This window comes from Streptomyces sp. VRA16 Mangrove soil, assembly GCF_017377775.1.
In the GTDB taxonomy this organism is placed as follows: Bacteria; Actinomycetota; Actinomycetes; order Streptomycetales; family Streptomycetaceae; genus Streptomyces.
In genome coordinates, this window is sequence record NZ_JAFVLN010000012.1 from 249,943 (window position 1) to 267,765 (window position 17,823).

Below are 17,823 nucleotides of genomic sequence, written 5' to 3' on the forward strand. Positions count from 1 at the left end.
CCGGCCCTACGTGAACGCCGCCCCCAGCGCCACGAACGCGCAGATCAGCAGGAAGAGCAACGCGAGCAGCGGCCACACGAACCGCAGGTACTTGTCGTAGCCGACCTTGGCGAGGGCCACGCCGCCGATGGTGACGGCGGTGGTCGGCACCCACAGGTTCATCCAGCCGCTGGCCGCCTGCCAGGCGGTGACGACGACCGCGCGCGAGACGCCCGCGAAGTCGGCGAGCGGCGCGAGGATCGGCATGGCGAGGGTGGCGTGGCCCGAGGTGGACGGAATGAGGAAGGCGAGCGGCAGGTTCACGACGAAGATGATGATCGCGAAGATGGCGGACGAGGTGCCCTCGACGACGCCCTCGATGGCGTGCAGCACGGTGTCCGTGATCTTCGAGTTGTTCATGATGACGGTCACGCCGCGGGCCAGCAGGATGACCAGCGCCGGGGAGATGAAGTCGGCGGCGCCCTGGATGATGGTGGAGCTGAGCTTCTGCTCCCCCAGCCGCGCGACGAGCCCGACGAGGACGGCCGCGCACAGGAACAGCGCCGCCAACTGCGGGAAGGACCAGTCGAGTTCGAAACCGTACGGGGTCGCGTCCGCGTCGCCGGTCAGGGCGCTCGCCCACGGCACCACCGAGAAGATCATGAACGCGAAGACCAGCGCGGTGACGACGAGGACCGCCTTGTGCAGCCCGGTGAGTTCGGGCACCTCGGTCCGGGCGGCGTCGGACGTCTCGCGGTCCCCGGGCAGGAATCCGGAGATCGACCGCCCGGGGTTCTTGCGCACGCGCCGCGCGTACCGGATGACGTACGCGACCGTGACGCCCGTCAGCACCACCCACATCACGAACCGCAACGCGATGCCGTCGCCGAGGGAGATGTCGGCGGCGGACGAGGCGACGCCGGTGGCGAACGGGTTGACCGTGGAGCAGAGCACGCCGATGCCCGCGCCGAGGATGATCGCGCCGACCGCCGTCATCCGGTCGTAGCCGAGGGCCAGCATCAGCGGCACGATCAGCCCGTAGAAGCCGAGGGTCTCCTCGGCGAAGCCCTCCACGGTGCCGAGGACCGAGAAGACGACCATGACGCCCGCGATGAGCAGGGCGCCGCGGTCGCGCAGCCGGTGGGCGAGGCGGCCGATGCCGCGGTCGAGAGCGCCGGTCGCGAAGACGACGGTGATGAACGCGCCGATGGCGAGCACGAACAGGAAGACACCCGCACTGCCGTACAGATCACCGGAGTTGTCGGGTCCGACGAGGGAGGTCTTGGGGTCCTGGATGCCGTAGAGACCGTTGACCGGGGAGAGGAAAAGGTCGTTGAGCCGGTCGACGAAGGACTGTCCGGAGGGGACGCGATGGTACGTGCCCTCGACCGGGGCGCCGTCGCCGTTCCTGTCGTACTGCCCCGAGGGGATCAGGAAGGCGAGCAGCCAGACGCCGATCGTGACGACGGCGAGGACGGTGAGGGCGCTGGGGAAGGTGAACTTGCGCCGGGCGGGCGGCTGTTCGGTGGTCTGCGTGGTCACGCTCCGGCCCCCGTGTCTGCCGTGCCGGTGCCTGCCGTCCCCGTGTCCGCCGTGCCCGTGCCTGCCGTGCCCGTGCCCGCCGTGCCCGTGCCGAAGTCGGCGGCGTACTCGGTCACGAAGGCGCACATCGCGACCACGGTGGCGCGCAGTTCGGAGAAGAGGACGCGCTCGTTCGGGGCGTGCAGGTTGCACTGGTTGTCCTGCGCGCCGAAGAGCAGCACCTCGGCGTGCGGGGCGGCCTGCGCGAGCCCGTTGACGAGCGGGATGGAGCCGCCGGTCGCGATGTACGAGGCCTCGGTGCCCCACGCGTGCGCGAGCGCGGTGCGGGCGGCGCGGTAGGCGGGTCCGTCGGTCGCCGCCTCGTAGCCGGGGCCCGTGTCGCCGGGGGTGACGGTGAGCGGGACGCCGAACGGCTTCAGGGCGCCGAGGTGGCGCACGAGGTGTTGCTGGGCCTCGACGGGGTCCTGCCGGGGGTGGAAGCGGAGGTTGAGCTTGGCGCGGGCGTACGGGACGACGGCGGACGCGGCGTGCTCCACACCGGGCGCGTCGAGGCCGATGACGGTGATCGCGGGGCCGCTCCACAGGCGCTCGCCGAGGGTGCCGCTGCCGAGCAGCGGGAGATCCGCCTCGATGCCGGCGAGGTCGCGGAACTCCTCCTCCGTGTATCCGGCGCCGGTCCACTCGTCGCGGCGCAGACCCGCCACCGCGACGTCGCCGTGCACGTCGTGCAGGGTGGCGAGGGCCTTGAGGAGGACGAGCAGTGCGTCGGGGGCGGCGCCGCCGAACTCGCCGCTGTGGCGGGGCTCCTTGAGGGTGCGGGCCTCGACGGTCACCTCGGCGGCGCCGCGCAGCCCGGTGGTGAGAGTGGGGGTGCCGGGGCGCAGGTTGCCCAGGTCGGCGATGACCATGGCGTCGCAGGCGAACCGCTCCGGGTCGGTGGGCGGGTACGTGTCGAAGGGGCTGCCGTACTCCTCCTGCCCCTCGAAGACGATCTTGATGCCGACCGGCGGGCGGCCGTCGAAGGCGCGGAGCATGCCCAGGTGCGCGATGACGTTGGACTTGTCGTCGGCGACGCCGCGCGCCCGCAGTCCGCCCCCGCCCTCCTCGATGGGGGTGGGCTCGAACGGCGGGGAGTCCCACAGGCTCTCGTCGCCGGGCGGCTGCACGTCGTAGTGCGAGTAGAGCAGGACGGTCGGCGCCTCCGGCGTCGGCGGCGGGATCTCGCCGAAGATCACCGGGGCGGTGTCGGGGAGTTCGATGGTCTCGACGTGCTCGACGCCGGCCTCGCGCAGCAGGTCCACGAGGAGGTCGTGGGCCTGCCGGACCGGTGCCGCGGGAAAGCCCGGGAAGGCGATCGACGGGATGGCGGCGAGCCGCTGCAGGTCGGCCGTCAGTCCGTCCATCAGCCGGTCGACCTCGGCGTGCAGATCGTGCGTCACAGGATGCCCTTCACTGTCGACTTCATGCACTTTGCCCGGATTATCCGCACTGAGGAGGGGAAGCCGCTCCGGGGCTCGCCGACGGCGGGGGCAACGCGGCTAAGGTCGACGCATGGCATCGGAGTCATCGCCCCCATCAGGAGCGCCGAAGGATCCGGCGGACGCCGCGCGGGCGGCCGCGCCCGGCGGCGGCGAGAGCGTGCGCGTCGACAGCTGGATCTGGGCCGTACGCCTGGTCAAGACCCGCTCGGCGGGCGCGGCGGCCTGCAAGGGCGGGCACGTCAAGGTGAACGGGACGAGCGTGAAGCCCGCGTACGCGCTGCGCGTCGGCGACGAGGTGCGGCTGCGCCAGCCCGGGTACCGGGAGCGGGTCGTCGTGGTCAAGCGCCTGATCCGCAAGCGGGTCGGGGCGCCGGTCGCGGTCGAGTGCTACGTCGACAACTCCCCGCCGCCTCCGCCGCGCGAGGTCGTCGCCCCGGTCGGCATCCGCGACCGCGGCACCGGCCGCCCCACGAAGCGCGACCGCCGCGAGCTGGAACGGTTGCGCGGGATCTTCGGGCAGGGGCCCGGGGCAGGGCCGGATGCGGGTTCAGGATCGGGTTCGGGATCGGGTTCGGGATCGGGTTCGGGTTCGGGGTCGGGTTCCGTCTGACGGTCCGGCGGGAGAAGGCTGCGCGCAGCGCATGCGTTCAGGTTCAGGGACGCGAGGAACTGCGCAACCAGCCACAACGCACGCCGCACCCGCCCACCGGCAGAACCCGGCAGACGGGTGGACGCCCCCGCTCACAGCACCCGGCGAACCAGCGCCACCAACTCCCGGTTCCGCCCGCGCCGCGCCCAGGCCAGCACGAGCAGCGGAACCATGAGGATCAGCGGTGTCGCCGCGTTCTCCCCGTCGAAGGCGACGATCTGCGTGACGCACGCGCCGACCATCAGCCCGCTCAGCGCGACCGGTGCGAACCCGGAGAGCACCGGCACCAACAGGCCGACGGCCCCGGCGAGTTCGAGTGCGCCGATGGTGTACATCCCCGGCGCGCCCCAGCCGATCGTGTCGAACGAGTCGACCGCGGCGGAGACCGCGAAGAGCTTGGGCAGCGCGCTCGCGACGGCGAAGAACGCGGCCAGCACGATCGCGGTCGTGTTCAGCGCGATCCGGGCGCGGCGGGAGCGGACCGGCGCGGCGGCGTCGGCCGTGGAAGCGTCGGACGTGGAAGCGGGGGCGAGGTTCGTCATGGCGGTCTCCTGAGCGGTGCGAGCAAGCAGTCGGTCACTGTCACCCCTACAGACCGGCGCCGCCGCCAGAACTCATCGCACCGCCCCGCACCTCTTCAGCCGGTTCAGACGGGCACCACCCGCACCCACACCCGGTCCTCGGTCAGATACCGGTCGACCTTCAACCCGGCCTCCGCCAGCGCCTGTTCGAACTCCTGCGGTGTCATCGGCAGGACCCGGTACGTCTGCGTCCACCTGGCGTCCGGAAACACGTACTCCACCTTCGCCGAGCGCACCCCGTCGCCGACCGGCACCGACGACACCATGCGGATGGTGAAGTCCAGGTCGGGGAAGACCCGCTCCCTCGGCAGGTTCTCGTAGGCCCCGTCCCGGACCCGCTGGATCAGCACACAGCCGTCGTCGGCGACATGGCGGCGGACCGTGTCGAGCATGCCGCGCCGCACCACCGGGTCCCCCGTGTTGACCAGGAGCGAGGCGAGCATGACGACGTCGAACTTCTCCCCGAGGTCCAGGCCCTCGATGGTGGAGCGCACCGTGCGCGCGCCCCGGACCCGCTCCAGCATCTCGGCGGACTCGTCCACCGCCGTCACGTCGAAGCCGCGCCCGATCAGTTCGTGCGTCACCCGGCCCACCCCGCAGCCGAGTTCGAGCAGGGTCGCGCCCGCGGGGACCGCCGCCTCGACGATGTCCGGCTCGTCCTCGACGGGCAGTCTCGCGTACAGCTCCACCGCACAGCCGTCGGGCGTGAAGGCGCCCGGCCCCGTCGCTCCGTATCCCTCTCGCATCTCAAGGCTCATGCACGAGGAACGCACAGCCCGCACCGGGCGTTCCTCAGTCCTGCATCGGGAACCAGCCGTGCCCCGCGTACCAGTGCCCGCCCGCGTCGAGGTGTCCGAGCACGGCGCGCTGCACGCTCGTGCGCCGGGGCAGCCGGTCGCGCGGGGTCTCGGTACCGCCGAAGACGAAGGCGACCGGGGTGTCGTCCTCCGGCTCGTCCGAGGCGTACGCGGTGCGGAAGCGGTCCTGGAAGCGGATGATGTTGGAGTCGGGCGGCAGGTACCTCCTCAACTGCCGGTCCAGGAGCCAGGAGTGGCAGACCGCGACCCGGATCTCCTCCTCGGGGAAGTGCCGCGCGAAGAACGTCCGGGCCCGCGCGATCGCGTCGTCACAGAGCCCGGGTGTCATCGGCCCGAGGAAGTCGGGGATGTGCACGCTCAGGCACGGATCGCCGGGCCCCGCCGCGAGCCCTTCCCCTGCCACGGCCTCCCCGGTGCGCCGCCCGAGCCGTGCCCGCTCGAACTGGAGCCGCCCCAACTGGTAGAGCTCGCCGCGGAAGTGCCGGGTCGGCCACCAGGGCACGAGCAGCCCGGTGGTGCCGAACCGCCTGCGGTGCACGGCCATGTTGCGGCCCAGATCGGCGAAGGTGCGCCGGGAGACGTCGGCGGGGACGCCGCGTTCCTCGTGGAATCGGTACGCGTACGGCAGCGCGGCGACGAACACCAGCACCGCGAAGCAGCGCCCCAGCACCCCCGTCCCGGCGGGGAGGACGGGCAGTCCCGTCCCCTCGCCCGGGGCGCCCGTGGGCCGCCACAGCAGCCCGCTCACGGCCCGCCCCAGCAGCTCGCTCAGCTCGGGCGACCGCCTCACCTGCTCGGCCAGGGAGAGGAGCTGCGCGATGTCCTCGTGCGGGACGGCCAGGTCGACGAGGACGCCCGGCAGCTGGTCCGGCTCCGGGAGACCGGCCTCCAGCCACGGTATGTCCGGGTTCTCCAGGGACTCCAGCCACGTCGCACAGGTCTCGTCCGCCTTCAGGGCGTCCAGCAGCATCACGGCAGTTGTCGCAGCAGTCATGGGCTCAACGTACGCGCCCGCCGGGCCACCAGGGCGGCCGTCAGGTGCTGCGGATCGCCGGGGCGGGCCGGGGAGAGACCGGTGGGGCGGACGATGCGGCGGATACGGTGGCCGACGGTGTCCAGGGGGACGTGCAGCGCGGCCGCACACCCCGCGCGGGTCGATGCCGTGGCGGCGCCGCCGCACCCGAACGCCCTCGGCGAGGCGGGCGTACGCCCGCCCCATCGGCGCGCGTCGCGGAGACTGACGCGACCGCTCACCCAGGCCGCGGATCGCCCTGCCGCTCCCTCCCCACTCCGTGACGGAAAGAGGCACCCTGGAAGTCGAAGACCGACCCAGGGTGCCTCTTCTCCTCACCGCGCGGAGGTGACGGCCATGCAGCACCATCTGGTCCGTACCGGTGACGAACCGGTCACCGCCCGCAGCCCCCTGCGGCTGCGCCTTGGCCTCGCCCTTTTCGGCCTGCTGTGGACGACGGCGGGCACGATCGCGTTCCTCTTCGCGCACCGCCCCGGCTGGGCCCTGGCCTGCGGCGCCCTCTGGCTGATCACGACGGTCGACCTGTTCATGATCACCCGCCATATCCGCCAGGGCCCGCATTATCAGCCGGGGCGTGACGTCCCGCCGTACCGGAAAGCGCCCTGACGGCGGGCCCGGCTACTCCTCGAACCGGGCGGCGGCCACGTACTCCGGCTGCGGATCGAGCGCCGCGGCGAGCCGGAAGTGCCGCCGGGCCTGCTGCGGCCGGGCGGCCCGCTCGTAGGTGCGGGCCAGTGCGAAGTGCGCGAACGCGTTGTCCGGTTCCCGCTCCAGGACGATGGAGAACTCCAGCTCCGCGGCCCGGAGTTGAGCGGCGGCGAAGAACGCGCGGGCACGCAGCAGCCGCGCCGCGGTGTTCTCCGGGTGCGCGGCGACCACGTCGTCGAGCAGCTTCACCGCACCGCGGGGGTCCCGCGCGGCGAGCAGTTGCTCCGCGGCGCGGAAGTCGATGACGTACGTCTCCGGGGTGGCGTCGGACACGGTGCACTCCCTTCCGGTGTCGACCACGTCAACGCCGTGGCCGGTAACCGCTATTCCTGCCCACCGGGCACTGCGGGGACACTCAGCCCAGCGCCACCGCGAGCCCCATGCCGACGAGCACCAGGACCGCACCGGCGATCATGAATCCCCGGTCGACGCCGGGCCGTTCCCCGCCGAGCACGACCGTCTCGCGCGGGTCCTCGGTGTCGTACGCGACGCTGACGACACCGCCGGCGGGCAGCGGGCGGTGCCGGCCGGCCGGGACCGGTGAGACGACCTCTATGACCTGCCCGTCGGCGGTCGCGAACTGCAGCAGCGGCCGGTCGGAACCCGGCTGCGGCGGCTTGACCAGCGCCTCGACGACATTTCCCGCCGCCCGGATGCGCCGGGTGCGCCGCAGCCCGTAGGCACCCGCGAGCAGGGCGACGAGCCCGCCGAGCGCGGTGAACGCGGCGAGGACGATCACCGGGACGCGGCGCGCGCCCGGCGCACCAGGTCGTCCCAGACCGTGTCGACCTGCTCGGTCAGCTTCTCCAGGGGTACGTCGTTGTCGATCACGACGTCGGCGACGGCGAGCCGCTTCTCTCGGGTGGCCTGCGCGGCCATCCGGGCGCGGGCGTCCTCCTCGGTCATGCCGCGCAGCCGGGTCAGCCGGTCGAGCTGGGTCTCGGGACTCGCGTCGACGACGATGACGAGGTCGTAGAGCGGCGCGAGGGAGTTCTCTGCCAGCAGCGGTACGTCGTGCACGACGACGGAGTCCTGGCCGGCCGTCGCCTCCAGTTCCGCGGAGCGGGCCCCGACGAGCGGGTGCACGATCCTGTTGAGGGTGGCCAGCCGCTCGGCGTCCGCGAAGACGATCGACCCGAGCTTCGGCCGGTCGAGACCGCCGTCGGGCCCGAGGATCCCCTCCCCGAACGCCTCGACGACGGCCGCGAGCCCCGGCGTACCGGGCTCGACGACTTCGCGGGCGATCCGGTCCGCGTCGATCAGGACCGCGCCCCGCTCCACCAGGAGCCGGGACACCTCGCTCTTGCCGGCACCGATGCCGCCGGTCAGCCCCACCTTCAACATAAGCGGAAGCTTAGGCGCTGCGATCAGGCGTCGCCTTCCCGTTCCGCCAGGAACCTCTCGAATTCCAGGCCGATCTCGTCCGCCGACGGGATCTCCACCGGCTCGGCCAGCATGTTCCCCCGGGACTCGGCCCCGGCGGCCGCGTCGTACTGGTGCTCAAGGCCCTGGACGAGCGAGACGAGCTCCTCGTCGCCCTCCTGGACCTGCCGGTCGATCTCCGTCTGCGTACGGTGCGCCTCGGTGCGCAGCGCGTGCGCGATGCCCGGCAGGACGAGCCCGGTCGCGCCCGTGATCGCCTCCAGGACCGTGAGCGCCGCGTCCGGGTACGCCGAGCGCGCGATGTAGTGCGGTACGTGCGCGGCGACACCGAGCACGTCGAACCCGGCCTCCATCAGCCGGTACTCGACCAGCGCCGCCGCGCTGCCCGGCACCTGCGCCTCGTCGAAGGGGCTGCGGTGGCCCGGCACCAGCTCCGTACGGTTCCCGTGCGGCGTGAGGCCCACCGGGCGGGTGTGCGGGACGCCCATCGGAATGCCGTGGAAGTTGACGGCCAGGCGTACGCCGAGCCGCTCCATGATCTGCTGGACGGCCGCCGAGAACCGCTCCCACTCCACGTCCGGCTCCGGGCCGGAGAGCAGCAGGAAGGGCGCCCCGGTGGCGTCCTGCACGAGCCGCACCTCGATCGCGGGGATCTCGTAGTCGGTCCAGCGGTCGCGCTGGAACGTCAGCAGTGGACGACGGGCCCGGTAGTCGACGAGCCGGTCGTGGTCGAAGCGTGCGACGACCTGGTGCGGCAGCGAGTCGAGCAGCCGCTCCACGATCTGGTCGCCGGTCTCGCCCGCGTCGATGTATCCGTCGAAGTGGTAGAGCATGACAAGGCCGGCGGACTCCTGGGCGAGCGCCATGTCGACCGTGGCCAGGCCCTTCGGCTCCCATGTGTACAAATCCTGCGGATCAAGCACAGTGACCGCTCCTCCTCGTGTTCATCCAGGGGAACGCGTACGAAGGGCGCGGACATTCCCGTCCGCCCGTCTCCCGTCACCACCCTTCCGCGGAAGCGCTCCGCGCCCTTCTCTTTCCGCCGTTTCTCAGCCGCCTCTTACGGACGCACCGACCGCTTAACCCGCCATCACGCGCGCGTGCAGCTTGCCGACGGCCCGGCGTGCCGACGTGAACGCGCCGTGCTGCCAGGCGTCCGTGTAGCTGAGCCAGTCACCCGCGAAGTAGACGCGGCCCGTGGGCTCGTTGAGCGGCTTGTAGCGCACGTCGTCGGGTCCGCCCGGTGTGTTGTGCCAGGCGGCCTCCAGGTGCGGGGTCTGCCGCCAGTGGTGCGAGAAGGACGAGGCGAGTTCGGTGCGGTACTTCTCGCCGTAGATCTTCACGCCCTGCGCGACGGCCCGCGCCTCGCGCGCCGCCGGGCTCAGCTTCGCGTACGCGTCGGCGTCACCGTCGTAGTTGTAGTACCCGATCATGACGCCGCGCTCGCCGTGGAACCCGTACGACGGGTGCCAGATGTGGCTGAGGTCCATGTCGGTCTCGGTGATGCCGCCGTAGATGTTGTGATCGAGCTCCCACCAGCGGGACTTGTACTCCAGGCCGATCTTTCCGGCGGACTGCGGGGTGATGGCCTCCAGGGCGCTCTGCACGCCGGAGCCGAGGTTGTGCGGGATCTTGGCGAGGATGTTGGGCGGCAGCGCGCCGACGCAGTAGTCGGCCTCGACGGACCGGGTCCGCCCGCCCTGTGTGTACGTGACGACGACGCCGTCGCCCTTGTCGGTGATTCTGCTGACGACGGCCCCGGTCCGCACCTTGTGCGCGCCTATGGCCCTGGTCAGCGCCTTGGGTATCTGGTCCATGCCGCCGACCGGCTGGAACATCAGCATGGCCTGGTCGAAGCCGAACTCGAAGGAGAAGTACCGGCCGACGCCGCTCGCGAGCACGTCGGACGCGGACGGGATGCCGCCGAGCAGCACTCCAGGTGTGCCGGTGGCGGCGGGCACGGTCGTGTAGCCGCGCCGCTCGCCGCCCTCGTAGGTCAGCTTGTCGCCCAGCTCACCGAAGTCCTTGAGGAATTCGACGAGTTGCTCCTGGTCGGTGGCGGTCAGCTCCTTGTCGAGGGCGCCCTTGTTCGTGGCCTTCGCCAGCAGCTCGGACACATAGCCGTACACGTCGGCCTTGGCGGTGCGGTAGCGCATCGGCTCGGTCATGCCGGCCGACTCGTTGAAGATGTAGGCATCGGCGTTGGTGTTGGTGAACACCTCGACGGGGACGCCGAGTTCACGGCAGTAGTCGAGGGTGACCATCCACTGCGGGAGCCGCGCGGGCCCGGCGTTCATGTACTGCCCGTCGCTGAAACGCGCGGTCTGCTTGTTGCCGTAGAGGTCGGTGGTCGAATCGCCGCCCCGCACCGTGAAGTTGCGGCCGCCGGTCCGGTCCCTGGCCTCCAGGATCGTACAGTCGTAGCCGGCCTTGCCGAGTTCGTACGCGGTGGCGAGCCCGGCGATGCCGCCTCCCACGATCACCACCTTGGCGGCGCCCCGCCCGGTCAGCGTGAAGTCCCCGGACTGCGGTGCCCGGTAAGGGAGTTCGCGCTGCGCGGCCTGCGCCGTGGGGGCGAGTCCGAGGGCGCCCATGGTGGCGAACATCGCCCCCGCGCCCCCGGTGAGCCCGACGTTCCGCAGAAAGCTCCGCCGACTGGTTCCCGTACCTGCCGTCTGCTGCCGCACTGCTGCCATGTGCAGGCTCCCGTCGCGATCAAGAGTGATCTTGCATGACGCGGAGATCCTGACAACGCCCTGTTACGGCACACGAGCAACTGTTGTATCGCCCATGTTTCCAGCCTCCAGGGCACGGGGAACCGCGCGAGCGACCAGGACGAACCGAGACCCGCGAACGGGGGGAAGCCCCTACCGCGCGACGGCGCAACGACAGTGGGCCCGCACCAAAAGGTGCGGGCCCACTGTCAACTACCTGCTAGCGCAGAGCGATTCAGCTCTGGCCGCCGGCCAGCTTCTCGCGAAGCGCGGCGAGCGCCTCGTCCGAAGCGAGCGCGCCGGAGTTGTCGTCCGACTCCGAGGAGTACGAACCGCCACCGGACGCGGCCGGAGCCGCACCGGCGCCGGCGACGGCACCCTCGGCCTCGGCCTGCGCGTCGGCCTCGCGGGACTTGATGACCTGAGCCTGGTGCTGCTCGAAGCGCTGCTGCGCCTCGGCGTACTGGGTCTCCCAGGCCTCGCGCTGGGTCTCGAAGCCCTCGAGCCAGTCGTTGGTCTCGGGGTCGAAGCCCTCGGGGTAGATGTAGTTGCCCTGGTCGTCGTAGGACGCGGCCATGCCGTACAGGGTCGGGTCGAACTCGACGGCCGACGGGTCGGCGCCGAAGGCCTCGTTGGCCTGCTTCAGCGAGAGGCTGATGCGGCGACGCTCGAGGTCGATGTCGATGACCTTGACGAAGATCTCGTCGTTGACCTGGACGACCTGCTCCGGGATCTCCACGTGGCGCTCGGCCAGCTCGGAGATGTGGACCAGACCCTCGATGCCCTCGTCGACACGGACGAACGCACCGAACGGAACGAGCTTCGTGACCTTACCCGGGACGACCTGACCGATCTGGTGCGTACGGGCGAACTGCTGCCACGGGTCCTCCTGCGTCGCCTTCAGCGACAGGGAGACACGCTCGCGGTCCATGTCCACGTCGAGGACCTCGACGGTGACTTCCTGGCCGACCTCGACAACCTCGGACGGGTGGTCGATGTGCTTCCAGGACAGCTCGGAGACGTGGACGAGACCGTCGACGCCACCCAGGTCCACGAAGGCACCGAAGTTGACGATCGAGGAAACGACGCCGGAGCGGACCTGACCCTTCTGCAGGGTGGTGAGGAACGTCTGGCGCACCTCGGACTGGGTCTGCTCGAGCCAGGCACGGCGGGACAGGACCACGTTGTTGCGGTTCTTGTCCAGCTCGATGATCTTCGCCTCGAGCTCCTTGCCCACGTAAGGCTGGAGGTCGCGAACGCGACGCATCTCGACGAGGGAGGCCGGCAGGAAGCCACGGAGGCCGATGTCGAGGATGAGACCACCCTTGACGACCTCGATGACGGTACCGGTGACGATGCCGTCCTCTTCCTTGATCTTCTCGATGGTGCCCCACGCACGCTCGTACTGCGCGCGCTTCTTCGAGAGGATCAGGCGGCCTTCCTTGTCCTCCTTCTGGAGAACCAGGGCCTCGATCTCGTCGCCGACCTTGACGACCTCGTTGGGGTCGACGTCGTGCTTGATCGAGAGCTCGCGGCTCGGGATGACACCTTCGGTCTTGTAACCGATGTCGAGGAGAACCTCGTCCCGGTCAACCTTGACGATGACGCCGTCGACGATGTCGCCATCGTTGAAGTACTTGATCGTCTCGTCGATGGCGGCGAGGAAAGCTTCCTCGTTACCGATGTCGTTGACCGCAACCTGCGGGGTGGTGGCGGTGGTCTCGGTGCTGCTCGTCATGTGGGAAAGGGCTCCGGCGGACATTGAAAGTCGGTGGGTACTGCTACGCCGGGAGCCTGTTTCGCACCGAAGAAGCCGGACAGCCTAAGAGGCGACCCGCCCGTGAACCGGGAGGCGCCTCGACAACCGAGGGGACATGCAACAGATGCGAGCACAGCCTGCTATGTCTGAGGTGCGCAGGCCCGCAGCGCAACTTGTAGCATACGGGGGCAGCCGGACAGGGTCAATGCGCGAAGGCGCACACCCGGGGCGGATCGCCGCATACCCGGCACAATTCGTGTCTCACGAGGCCACGCGGGCCGCAGGACCCGCCGCAGTGCCCGCAGATTAATACCAGGGAGCCGATCATCCAAGAGTCCGGACCAATGCAAGGGCACGAGAACCCCTCGACGGTGGACGAGGACTCGACGGCGACCCGGCGCGACGCGGGCACCACGGAGAGTGCGCGGGCCAACCGCGGCTGGTGGGACCGGAACGCGGACGAGTACCAGATCGAGCACGGCACCTTCCTCGGGGACGACCGTTTCGTCTGGGGTCCCGAGGGGCTCGACGAGGTGGAGGCCGAACTGCTCGGCCCGCCCGAGGAGCTCGCCGGCAAGGACGTCCTGGAGATCGGCGCCGGCGCGGCCCAGTGCTCGCGCTGGCTGCGCGCCCAGGGCGCGCGACCTGTCGCCCTCGACCTCTCGCACCGCCAGCTCCAGCACGCGCAGCGCATCCAGGACGGGGCCGGCGGCAAGGTGCCCCTGGTGGAGGCGGACGCGGGCGCGCTCCCCTTCCTCGACGGCTCCTTCGACCTGGTGTGTTCCGCGTACGGGGCGATGCCGTTCGTCGCGGATCCGGTGAAGGTGCTGCGCGAGGTGCGTCGCGTCCTGCGGCCGGGCGGCCGGTTCGTCTTCTCGGTCACGCACCCGATCCGCTGGGCGTTCCCGGACGAGCCGGGGCCCGAGGGCCTGTCGGTCTCCGCCTCCTACTTCGACCGCACCCCTTATGTGGAGCAGGACGACGAGGGGCGCGCGGTCTACGTGGAGCACCACCGCACGGTCGGCGACCGGGTGCGGGACGTGGTGGCCGGCGGGTTCCGCCTGGTGGACCTGGTCGAGCCGGAGTGGCCGGCCTGGAACACGCAGGAGTGGGGCGGCTGGTCGCCGCTGCGCGGCAACCTGATCCCGGGCACGGCGATCTTCGTGTGCGAGCGGGACGACCGCGGCTGATCGGCGCGCGCCGAGCGCGGGAACCGTCAGGGCCTCGTCGCGCCAGGGCGTGCGCCGAGGGTGGCGGCCGTACTGGAGACTGAGGGCGTGATCCGCGCCGACGCCCTCTCCTGCCTCCCCGTACGTTCCGCGGTGCCCGCGCTGCGGTCCGCGCTCGACGCGGACGGGGTGGCCGTGCTCGTGGCGCCGCCCGGCACCGGCAAGACGACGCTGGTCCCCTTGGTGCTCGCCGGGCTGCTCGACGCGGACGCGCCCGTGCGTCGGGTCGTGGTCGCCGAGCCGCGGCGGATCGCGGCGCGGGCGGCGGCCCGGCGGATGGCGTGGCTGCTCGGCGAGCATCTCGGCGAGCCCGGCGGGCGGGTCGGGTACACGGTGCGCGGCGAGCGCGTCGTGGGACCGGACACGCGCGTGGAGGTCGTCACGACCGGGGTGCTGCTCCAGCGGCTCCAGCGGGACCAGGAGCTGACCGGCGTGGACGCCGTCGTGCTCGACGAGGTGCACGAGCGGCACCTCGACGCGGACACGGTGGCGGCCTTCCTGATGGACGTGCGCGAGACGCTGCGGCCCGAGCTGGAGCTGGTCGCGGCGTCGGCGACGACCGATGCCGAGGGGTGGGCGCGGCTGCTCGGGGGCGCGCCGGTCGTCGAGGCCCAGGGGGTCTCGCACCCGGTGCGGGTGGTGTGGGCGCCACCGGCCCGTCCGGTGCGGCCGCCGCACGGGATGCGGGTCGATCCGGCGCTGCTCACGCATGTCGCGTCGGTGGTGCGGCGGGCGCTGGCCGAGCGGGCCGGGGACGTGCTGTGTTTCCTGCCGGGCGTCGGGGAGATCGCGCGGGTGGCCGGTCAGCTGGGGGATCTCGGCCCCGTGGAGGTGCTTCAGGTCCACGGGCGTGCGCCCGCCGCCGTGCAGGACGCGGTGCTCTCCCCCGGGACGCGACGCCGCGTGGTGCTGGCCACGGCCGTCGCGGAGTCGTCGCTGACGGTGCCGGGGGTGCGGGTGGTCGTGGACGCGGGGCTCGCGCGCGAGCCCCGGGTCGATCACGCGCGGGGGCTGAGCGCGCTGACGACCGTACGTGCGTCGCGCGCCGCCGGGACGCAGCGCGCGGGCCGCGCCGGACGCGAGGCGCCGGGGACCGTGTACCGGTGCTGGGAGGAGGCGGAGGACGCCCGTCTGCCGCGGTTCCCCTCGCCCGAGATCAAGGTGGCGGATCTGACGGCGTTCGCGCTGCAGGTGGCCTGCTGGGGCGATCCGGAGGCGTCGGGGCTCGCCCTGCTCGACGCGCCGCCGGGCGGTGCGATGGCGGCGGCGCGGGACGTCCTGGTCGCCGTGGGGGCGGTCGAGGCCGGTTCCGGGCGGGTGACGGAGCGCGGGGTGCGTCTCGCGCGGCTCGGGCTGCATCCGCGGCTGGGGCGGGCGCTGCTGGACGCGGCGCCGGCCGTCTCGGCGCGGCGGGCCGCCGAGGTGGTGGCCCTGCTGAGCGAGGAGCCGCCGCGCGACTACGGGGACGATCTGGGCGGGGCCCTGCGACGTGCCCGGCGCGGGGGCGACGCCTACGCCGGGCGGTGGGGCGCGGAGGTGCGGCGGCTGGCGCGGCTCGTGCCGCAGGCCGACGGGGGCGGCGCCGCCGCCGCGGGCGACGACCACGCCGCCGGTCTGGTCGCCGCTCTCGCCTTTCCCGAGCGGGTCGCCCGTCGCGGCGGCGGCTCGTTCCTCATGGCCTCCGGCACCCGCGCCGACGTCCCGGACGGCTCCGGGCTGCGGGACGCCGAGTGGATCGCCGTGGCCGTCGCCGACCGGCCCGTGGGCGCCGGGCACGCGCGCGTGCGGCTCGGGGCCGTCGTCGACGAGGAGGTCGCCCGGTGGGCCGCCGCCCCGCTGTACACCGAGGGCGACGAAGTGGCCTGGACGGACGGGGAGTTGGTGGCCCGCCACGTCACCCGGCTCGGGGCGGTCGAGCTGACGGTGCGCCCGCTGAGGAACCCGTCCCCCGCCCTCGTACGGGAAGGGCTGCTCGACGGGCTGCGCCGGGAGGGGCTCGGGCTGCTGCGCTGGGACCGGGACGCCGAGGTGCTGCGCCAGCGGCTCGCCTTCCTGCGGCGGCACGCCGGGGAGCCGTGGCCCGACGTGAGCGACGAGGCGCTGTACGCGCGCGTGGACGACTGGCTGGAGCCGGAGCTGAGCCGGGCCGGGCGCCGCGCCGATCTCGCCCGCGTCGACGCCGGCCAGGCCCTGAAGCGGCTGCTGCCGTGGGCCACCGGCGAGGCGGCCCGCTTCGACGAGCTGGCTCCGGAGCGGATCGAGGTGCCCAGCGGCTCCCGGATCCGGGTCGACTACGCGAACCCCGAACAGCCGGTCCTCGCCGTGAAGTTGCAGGAGATGTTCGGTCTGCAGGAGACCCCGCGGGTCGCCGGGGTCCCCGGCGTTCCCGTTCTCGTGCACCTGCTGTCGCCCGCCGGGCGGCCCGCCGCGGTCACCGCCGATCTCGCCTCGTTCTGGCGCGACGGGTACAAGGCGGTGCGGGCCGATCTGCGCGGCCGCTACCCCCGGCACCCGTGGCCCGAGGACCCGGCCGCGGCGCAGCCGACGCGGCACACGAACGCCCGCCTCCGGCGCTGACCGCCGCACCGGGCGCCGCGGCCTCACACCCTGACCGGCTCCGGTTCCCCGACCTCCGTGCGTTCCGGCTCTCCCGGCCGCCTGCCGCGGGCCTCCAGCCACAGGGCGAGGGCGAGGAGCAGGACACCGAGGATCAGGAAGCCCCAGGGGAGGTAGGAGGTGAGCAGGAGGACCAGGACGCGGTTGTCCTTGACCAGGTCGACGGTCGACCTGATGTAGTCCTCGCGCATCTTCACGTGGCCCGCGAAGACGGTGACCTTGTCGCGGCCGCCGAGCAGGGTGCCGCCGCGCAGTTCGTTCTTCTGGATCTCCTCGCCGTACACCGGGGCCCCGGTGGTGGGTTCGACCCAGAACTTGCGGACCGTCGTGTACCAGCGGGTGGTGCCGGTCTTGGCGACGGACTCGGGGGTGACGCCGGGCAGCGGCATGGTCTTGGGCATGGGGACCTTGGTCCAGGGGATGGTCTGCTCGAAGTAGTAGACCTTCACGCCGCGGAAGGTGGTCGTGCCCTTGTAGTGGATGGGGCGGGTGATGCGGGCCTGCGCGTCGAAGTACTCGTAGTCGCGCTTCTCCGTCAGGAAGGGCCATTTGAACTCGATGCCGTCGCGCCTGACCTGGTCGCCGTCGACCATCTCGCCGGTGGCGTGCACGGGGTCCTGGCTGTGCGCGTCGAAGATGTAGCGCTCGGGGACCTTGGAGACCATCTTGCCGTCGGGGCCGACGATGTAGGAGAGCGCGTCCCAGACGACGACGTCACGGCCCGCGCTGTCGCTGATCTTCTCGGCCTCCTCGACGTTGCCCTTGAGGGTCTGCACGACGGTCACCTTGGAGACCTTCTTGGCCTTCATCGTGCCGTAGTCGAGGAGCGTGGGGTTCTTCGCCTCCAGGACGGCGGTCTGGTACTGGCTCGGCGGGATCTTCGCCAGGCGCGGGAACGCGTACCAGCGCATCAGCGGGGACAGCGCCGTGAAGAACACGGCGAAGGCGAGCAGGATCAGGCTGGCCTTGCGGCGCATCTCGGCGGCCCTCCTCCAACTAAGTGCGGATCAAGGGTGTTTGGGGATCGTGGTGAGCAGGGGCTTGGGGGACGTCTTGCCCGCCGGGGCGCCGACCGCCGTGATGGTGAGGACGAGGGCGAGCGCCGCGGCCAGCCCGATCGCCGCCGCGATGAGGGCACGCATGTCGGGCCTCCCGGGTCTGGATCAGTGGTGTCCCCTGGATCTGATGGTGCGTCAGACCTTTGGGTCGGTGCACCGTAGCAATGCCGGGGGCAGATGAGAACACGTTGCACACGACGTCCTCGCACCGCCGCCGGACGCGCGCGAGCCCCCGGCCGATGGTCGGCCGGGGGCTCAAGTGCGGTATGTGCG

Annotated in this window: 17 protein-coding genes; 4 read left to right on the forward strand and 13 right to left on the reverse strand. The window is 71.9% G+C overall.

Annotated features, from left to right (window positions below; translation table 11 throughout):
* Positions 1–6: 6 nt before the first annotated feature.
* Together J3486_RS29620 and J3486_RS29625 are read right to left on the reverse strand one after the other, a co-directional pair.
* On the reverse strand, positions 7–1,521 hold the full coding sequence (locus tag J3486_RS29620; RefSeq protein ID WP_207825755.1) for a YfcC family protein: 1,515 nt from the start codon (positions 1,519–1,521) through the stop codon (positions 7–9).
* Entirely contained in the window at positions 1,518–2,960 is a 1,443-nt protein-coding gene (locus tag J3486_RS29625; RefSeq protein WP_307804986.1) for a M20/M25/M40 family metallo-hydrolase, read from the reverse strand. The genes J3486_RS29620 and J3486_RS29625 overlap by 4 nt, the downstream gene beginning before the upstream one ends.
* 112 nt (positions 2,961–3,072) lie before the next feature.
* Here J3486_RS29625 and J3486_RS29630 point away from each other — a divergent pair, with 112 nt between their 5' ends.
* Positions 3,073–3,612 (forward strand): RNA-binding S4 domain-containing protein, encoded by a 540-nt coding sequence (locus tag J3486_RS29630; protein ID WP_207825758.1) that lies wholly within the window; start codon positions 3,073–3,075, stop codon positions 3,610–3,612.
* A gap of 131 nt (positions 3,613–3,743) precedes the next feature.
* Here the strand turns inward: J3486_RS29630 and J3486_RS29635 are convergent, their stop codons facing one another.
* The 3 genes from J3486_RS29635 to J3486_RS29645 all read right to left on the reverse strand — a co-directional run bounded on the left by J3486_RS29635 (position 3,744) and on the right by J3486_RS29645 (position 6,044).
* Positions 3,744–4,193 (reverse strand): DoxX family protein, encoded by a 450-nt coding sequence (locus tag J3486_RS29635; protein WP_207825760.1) that lies wholly within the window; start codon positions 4,191–4,193, stop codon positions 3,744–3,746.
* Positions 4,194–4,297: 104 nt separating this feature from the next.
* Positions 4,298–4,978: a bifunctional 2-polyprenyl-6-hydroxyphenol methylase/3-demethylubiquinol 3-O-methyltransferase UbiG gene (locus J3486_RS29640; protein ID WP_229378772.1), complete on the reverse strand. Its 681-nt coding sequence runs from the start codon at positions 4,976–4,978 to the stop codon at positions 4,298–4,300.
* A 46-nt stretch (positions 4,979–5,024) separates the two neighbouring features.
* Positions 5,025–6,044 carry an acyltransferase domain-containing protein gene (locus tag J3486_RS29645; RefSeq protein ID WP_229378773.1) on the reverse strand — a complete coding sequence of 340 codons (1,020 nt, stop codon included), beginning with the start codon at positions 6,042–6,044 and terminating at the stop codon, positions 5,025–5,027.
* A gap of 375 nt (positions 6,045–6,419) precedes the next feature.
* On the opposite strand from J3486_RS29645, the gene J3486_RS29650 reads away from it, so the two are divergent.
* Positions 6,420–6,689 (forward strand): DUF6343 family protein, encoded by a 270-nt coding sequence (locus J3486_RS29650; protein ID WP_207825763.1) that lies wholly within the window; start codon positions 6,420–6,422, stop codon positions 6,687–6,689.
* Between the two features lie 12 nt (positions 6,690–6,701).
* On the opposite strand, the gene J3486_RS29655 is transcribed toward J3486_RS29650, so the two are convergent.
* From J3486_RS29655 to rpsA, 6 genes are all read right to left on the reverse strand, one after another.
* Complete coding sequence (locus tag J3486_RS29655; RefSeq protein ID WP_207825764.1) at positions 6,702–7,064, reverse strand: tetratricopeptide repeat protein; 363 nt, start codon at positions 7,062–7,064, stop codon at positions 6,702–6,704.
* 82 nt (positions 7,065–7,146) lie between these two features.
* Positions 7,147–7,530: a DUF3592 domain-containing protein gene (locus tag J3486_RS29660; RefSeq protein ID WP_207825765.1), complete on the reverse strand. Its 384-nt coding sequence runs from the start codon at positions 7,528–7,530 to the stop codon at positions 7,147–7,149.
* Positions 7,527–8,135 (reverse strand): dephospho-CoA kinase, encoded by a 609-nt coding sequence (gene coaE, locus J3486_RS29665; RefSeq protein ID WP_207825766.1) that lies wholly within the window; start codon positions 8,133–8,135, stop codon positions 7,527–7,529. The genes J3486_RS29660 and coaE overlap by 4 nt, the downstream gene beginning before the upstream one ends.
* Before the next feature lie 23 nt (positions 8,136–8,158).
* Complete coding sequence (locus J3486_RS29670) at positions 8,159–9,097, reverse strand: PAC2 family protein (RefSeq protein ID WP_207825767.1); 939 nt, start codon at positions 9,095–9,097, stop codon at positions 8,159–8,161.
* A 156-nt stretch (positions 9,098–9,253) separates the two neighbouring features.
* Entirely contained in the window at positions 9,254–10,780 is a 1,527-nt protein-coding gene (locus J3486_RS29675; RefSeq protein ID WP_207825837.1) for a flavin monoamine oxidase family protein, read from the reverse strand.
* A gap of 343 nt (positions 10,781–11,123) precedes the next feature.
* Positions 11,124–12,626: a 30S ribosomal protein S1 gene (rpsA, locus tag J3486_RS29680; RefSeq protein WP_207825768.1), complete on the reverse strand. Its 1,503-nt coding sequence runs from the start codon at positions 12,624–12,626 to the stop codon at positions 11,124–11,126.
* Positions 12,627–12,991: 365 nt separating this feature from the next.
* Here rpsA and J3486_RS29685 point away from each other — a divergent pair, with 365 nt between their 5' ends.
* Positions 12,992–13,837, forward strand: coding sequence for a class I SAM-dependent methyltransferase (locus J3486_RS29685; protein WP_229378774.1), 846 nt, complete (start codon positions 12,992–12,994; stop codon positions 13,835–13,837).
* A gap of 87 nt (positions 13,838–13,924) precedes the next feature.
* A complete protein-coding gene (gene hrpB, locus J3486_RS29690; RefSeq protein WP_207825769.1) occupies positions 13,925–16,453 on the forward strand; it encodes an ATP-dependent helicase HrpB in 2,529 nt (842 codons plus the stop codon).
* 23 nt (positions 16,454–16,476) lie between these two features.
* Here the strand turns inward: hrpB and J3486_RS29695 are convergent, their stop codons facing one another.
* Positions 16,477–17,469 (reverse strand): DUF3068 domain-containing protein, encoded by a 993-nt coding sequence (locus tag J3486_RS29695; protein WP_207825771.1) that lies wholly within the window; start codon positions 17,467–17,469, stop codon positions 16,477–16,479.
* 30 nt (positions 17,470–17,499) lie between these two features.
* Complete coding sequence (locus J3486_RS29700; protein ID WP_207825773.1) at positions 17,500–17,634, reverse strand: SPW_0924 family protein; 135 nt, start codon at positions 17,632–17,634, stop codon at positions 17,500–17,502.
* Positions 17,635–17,823: the final 189 nt, after the last annotated feature.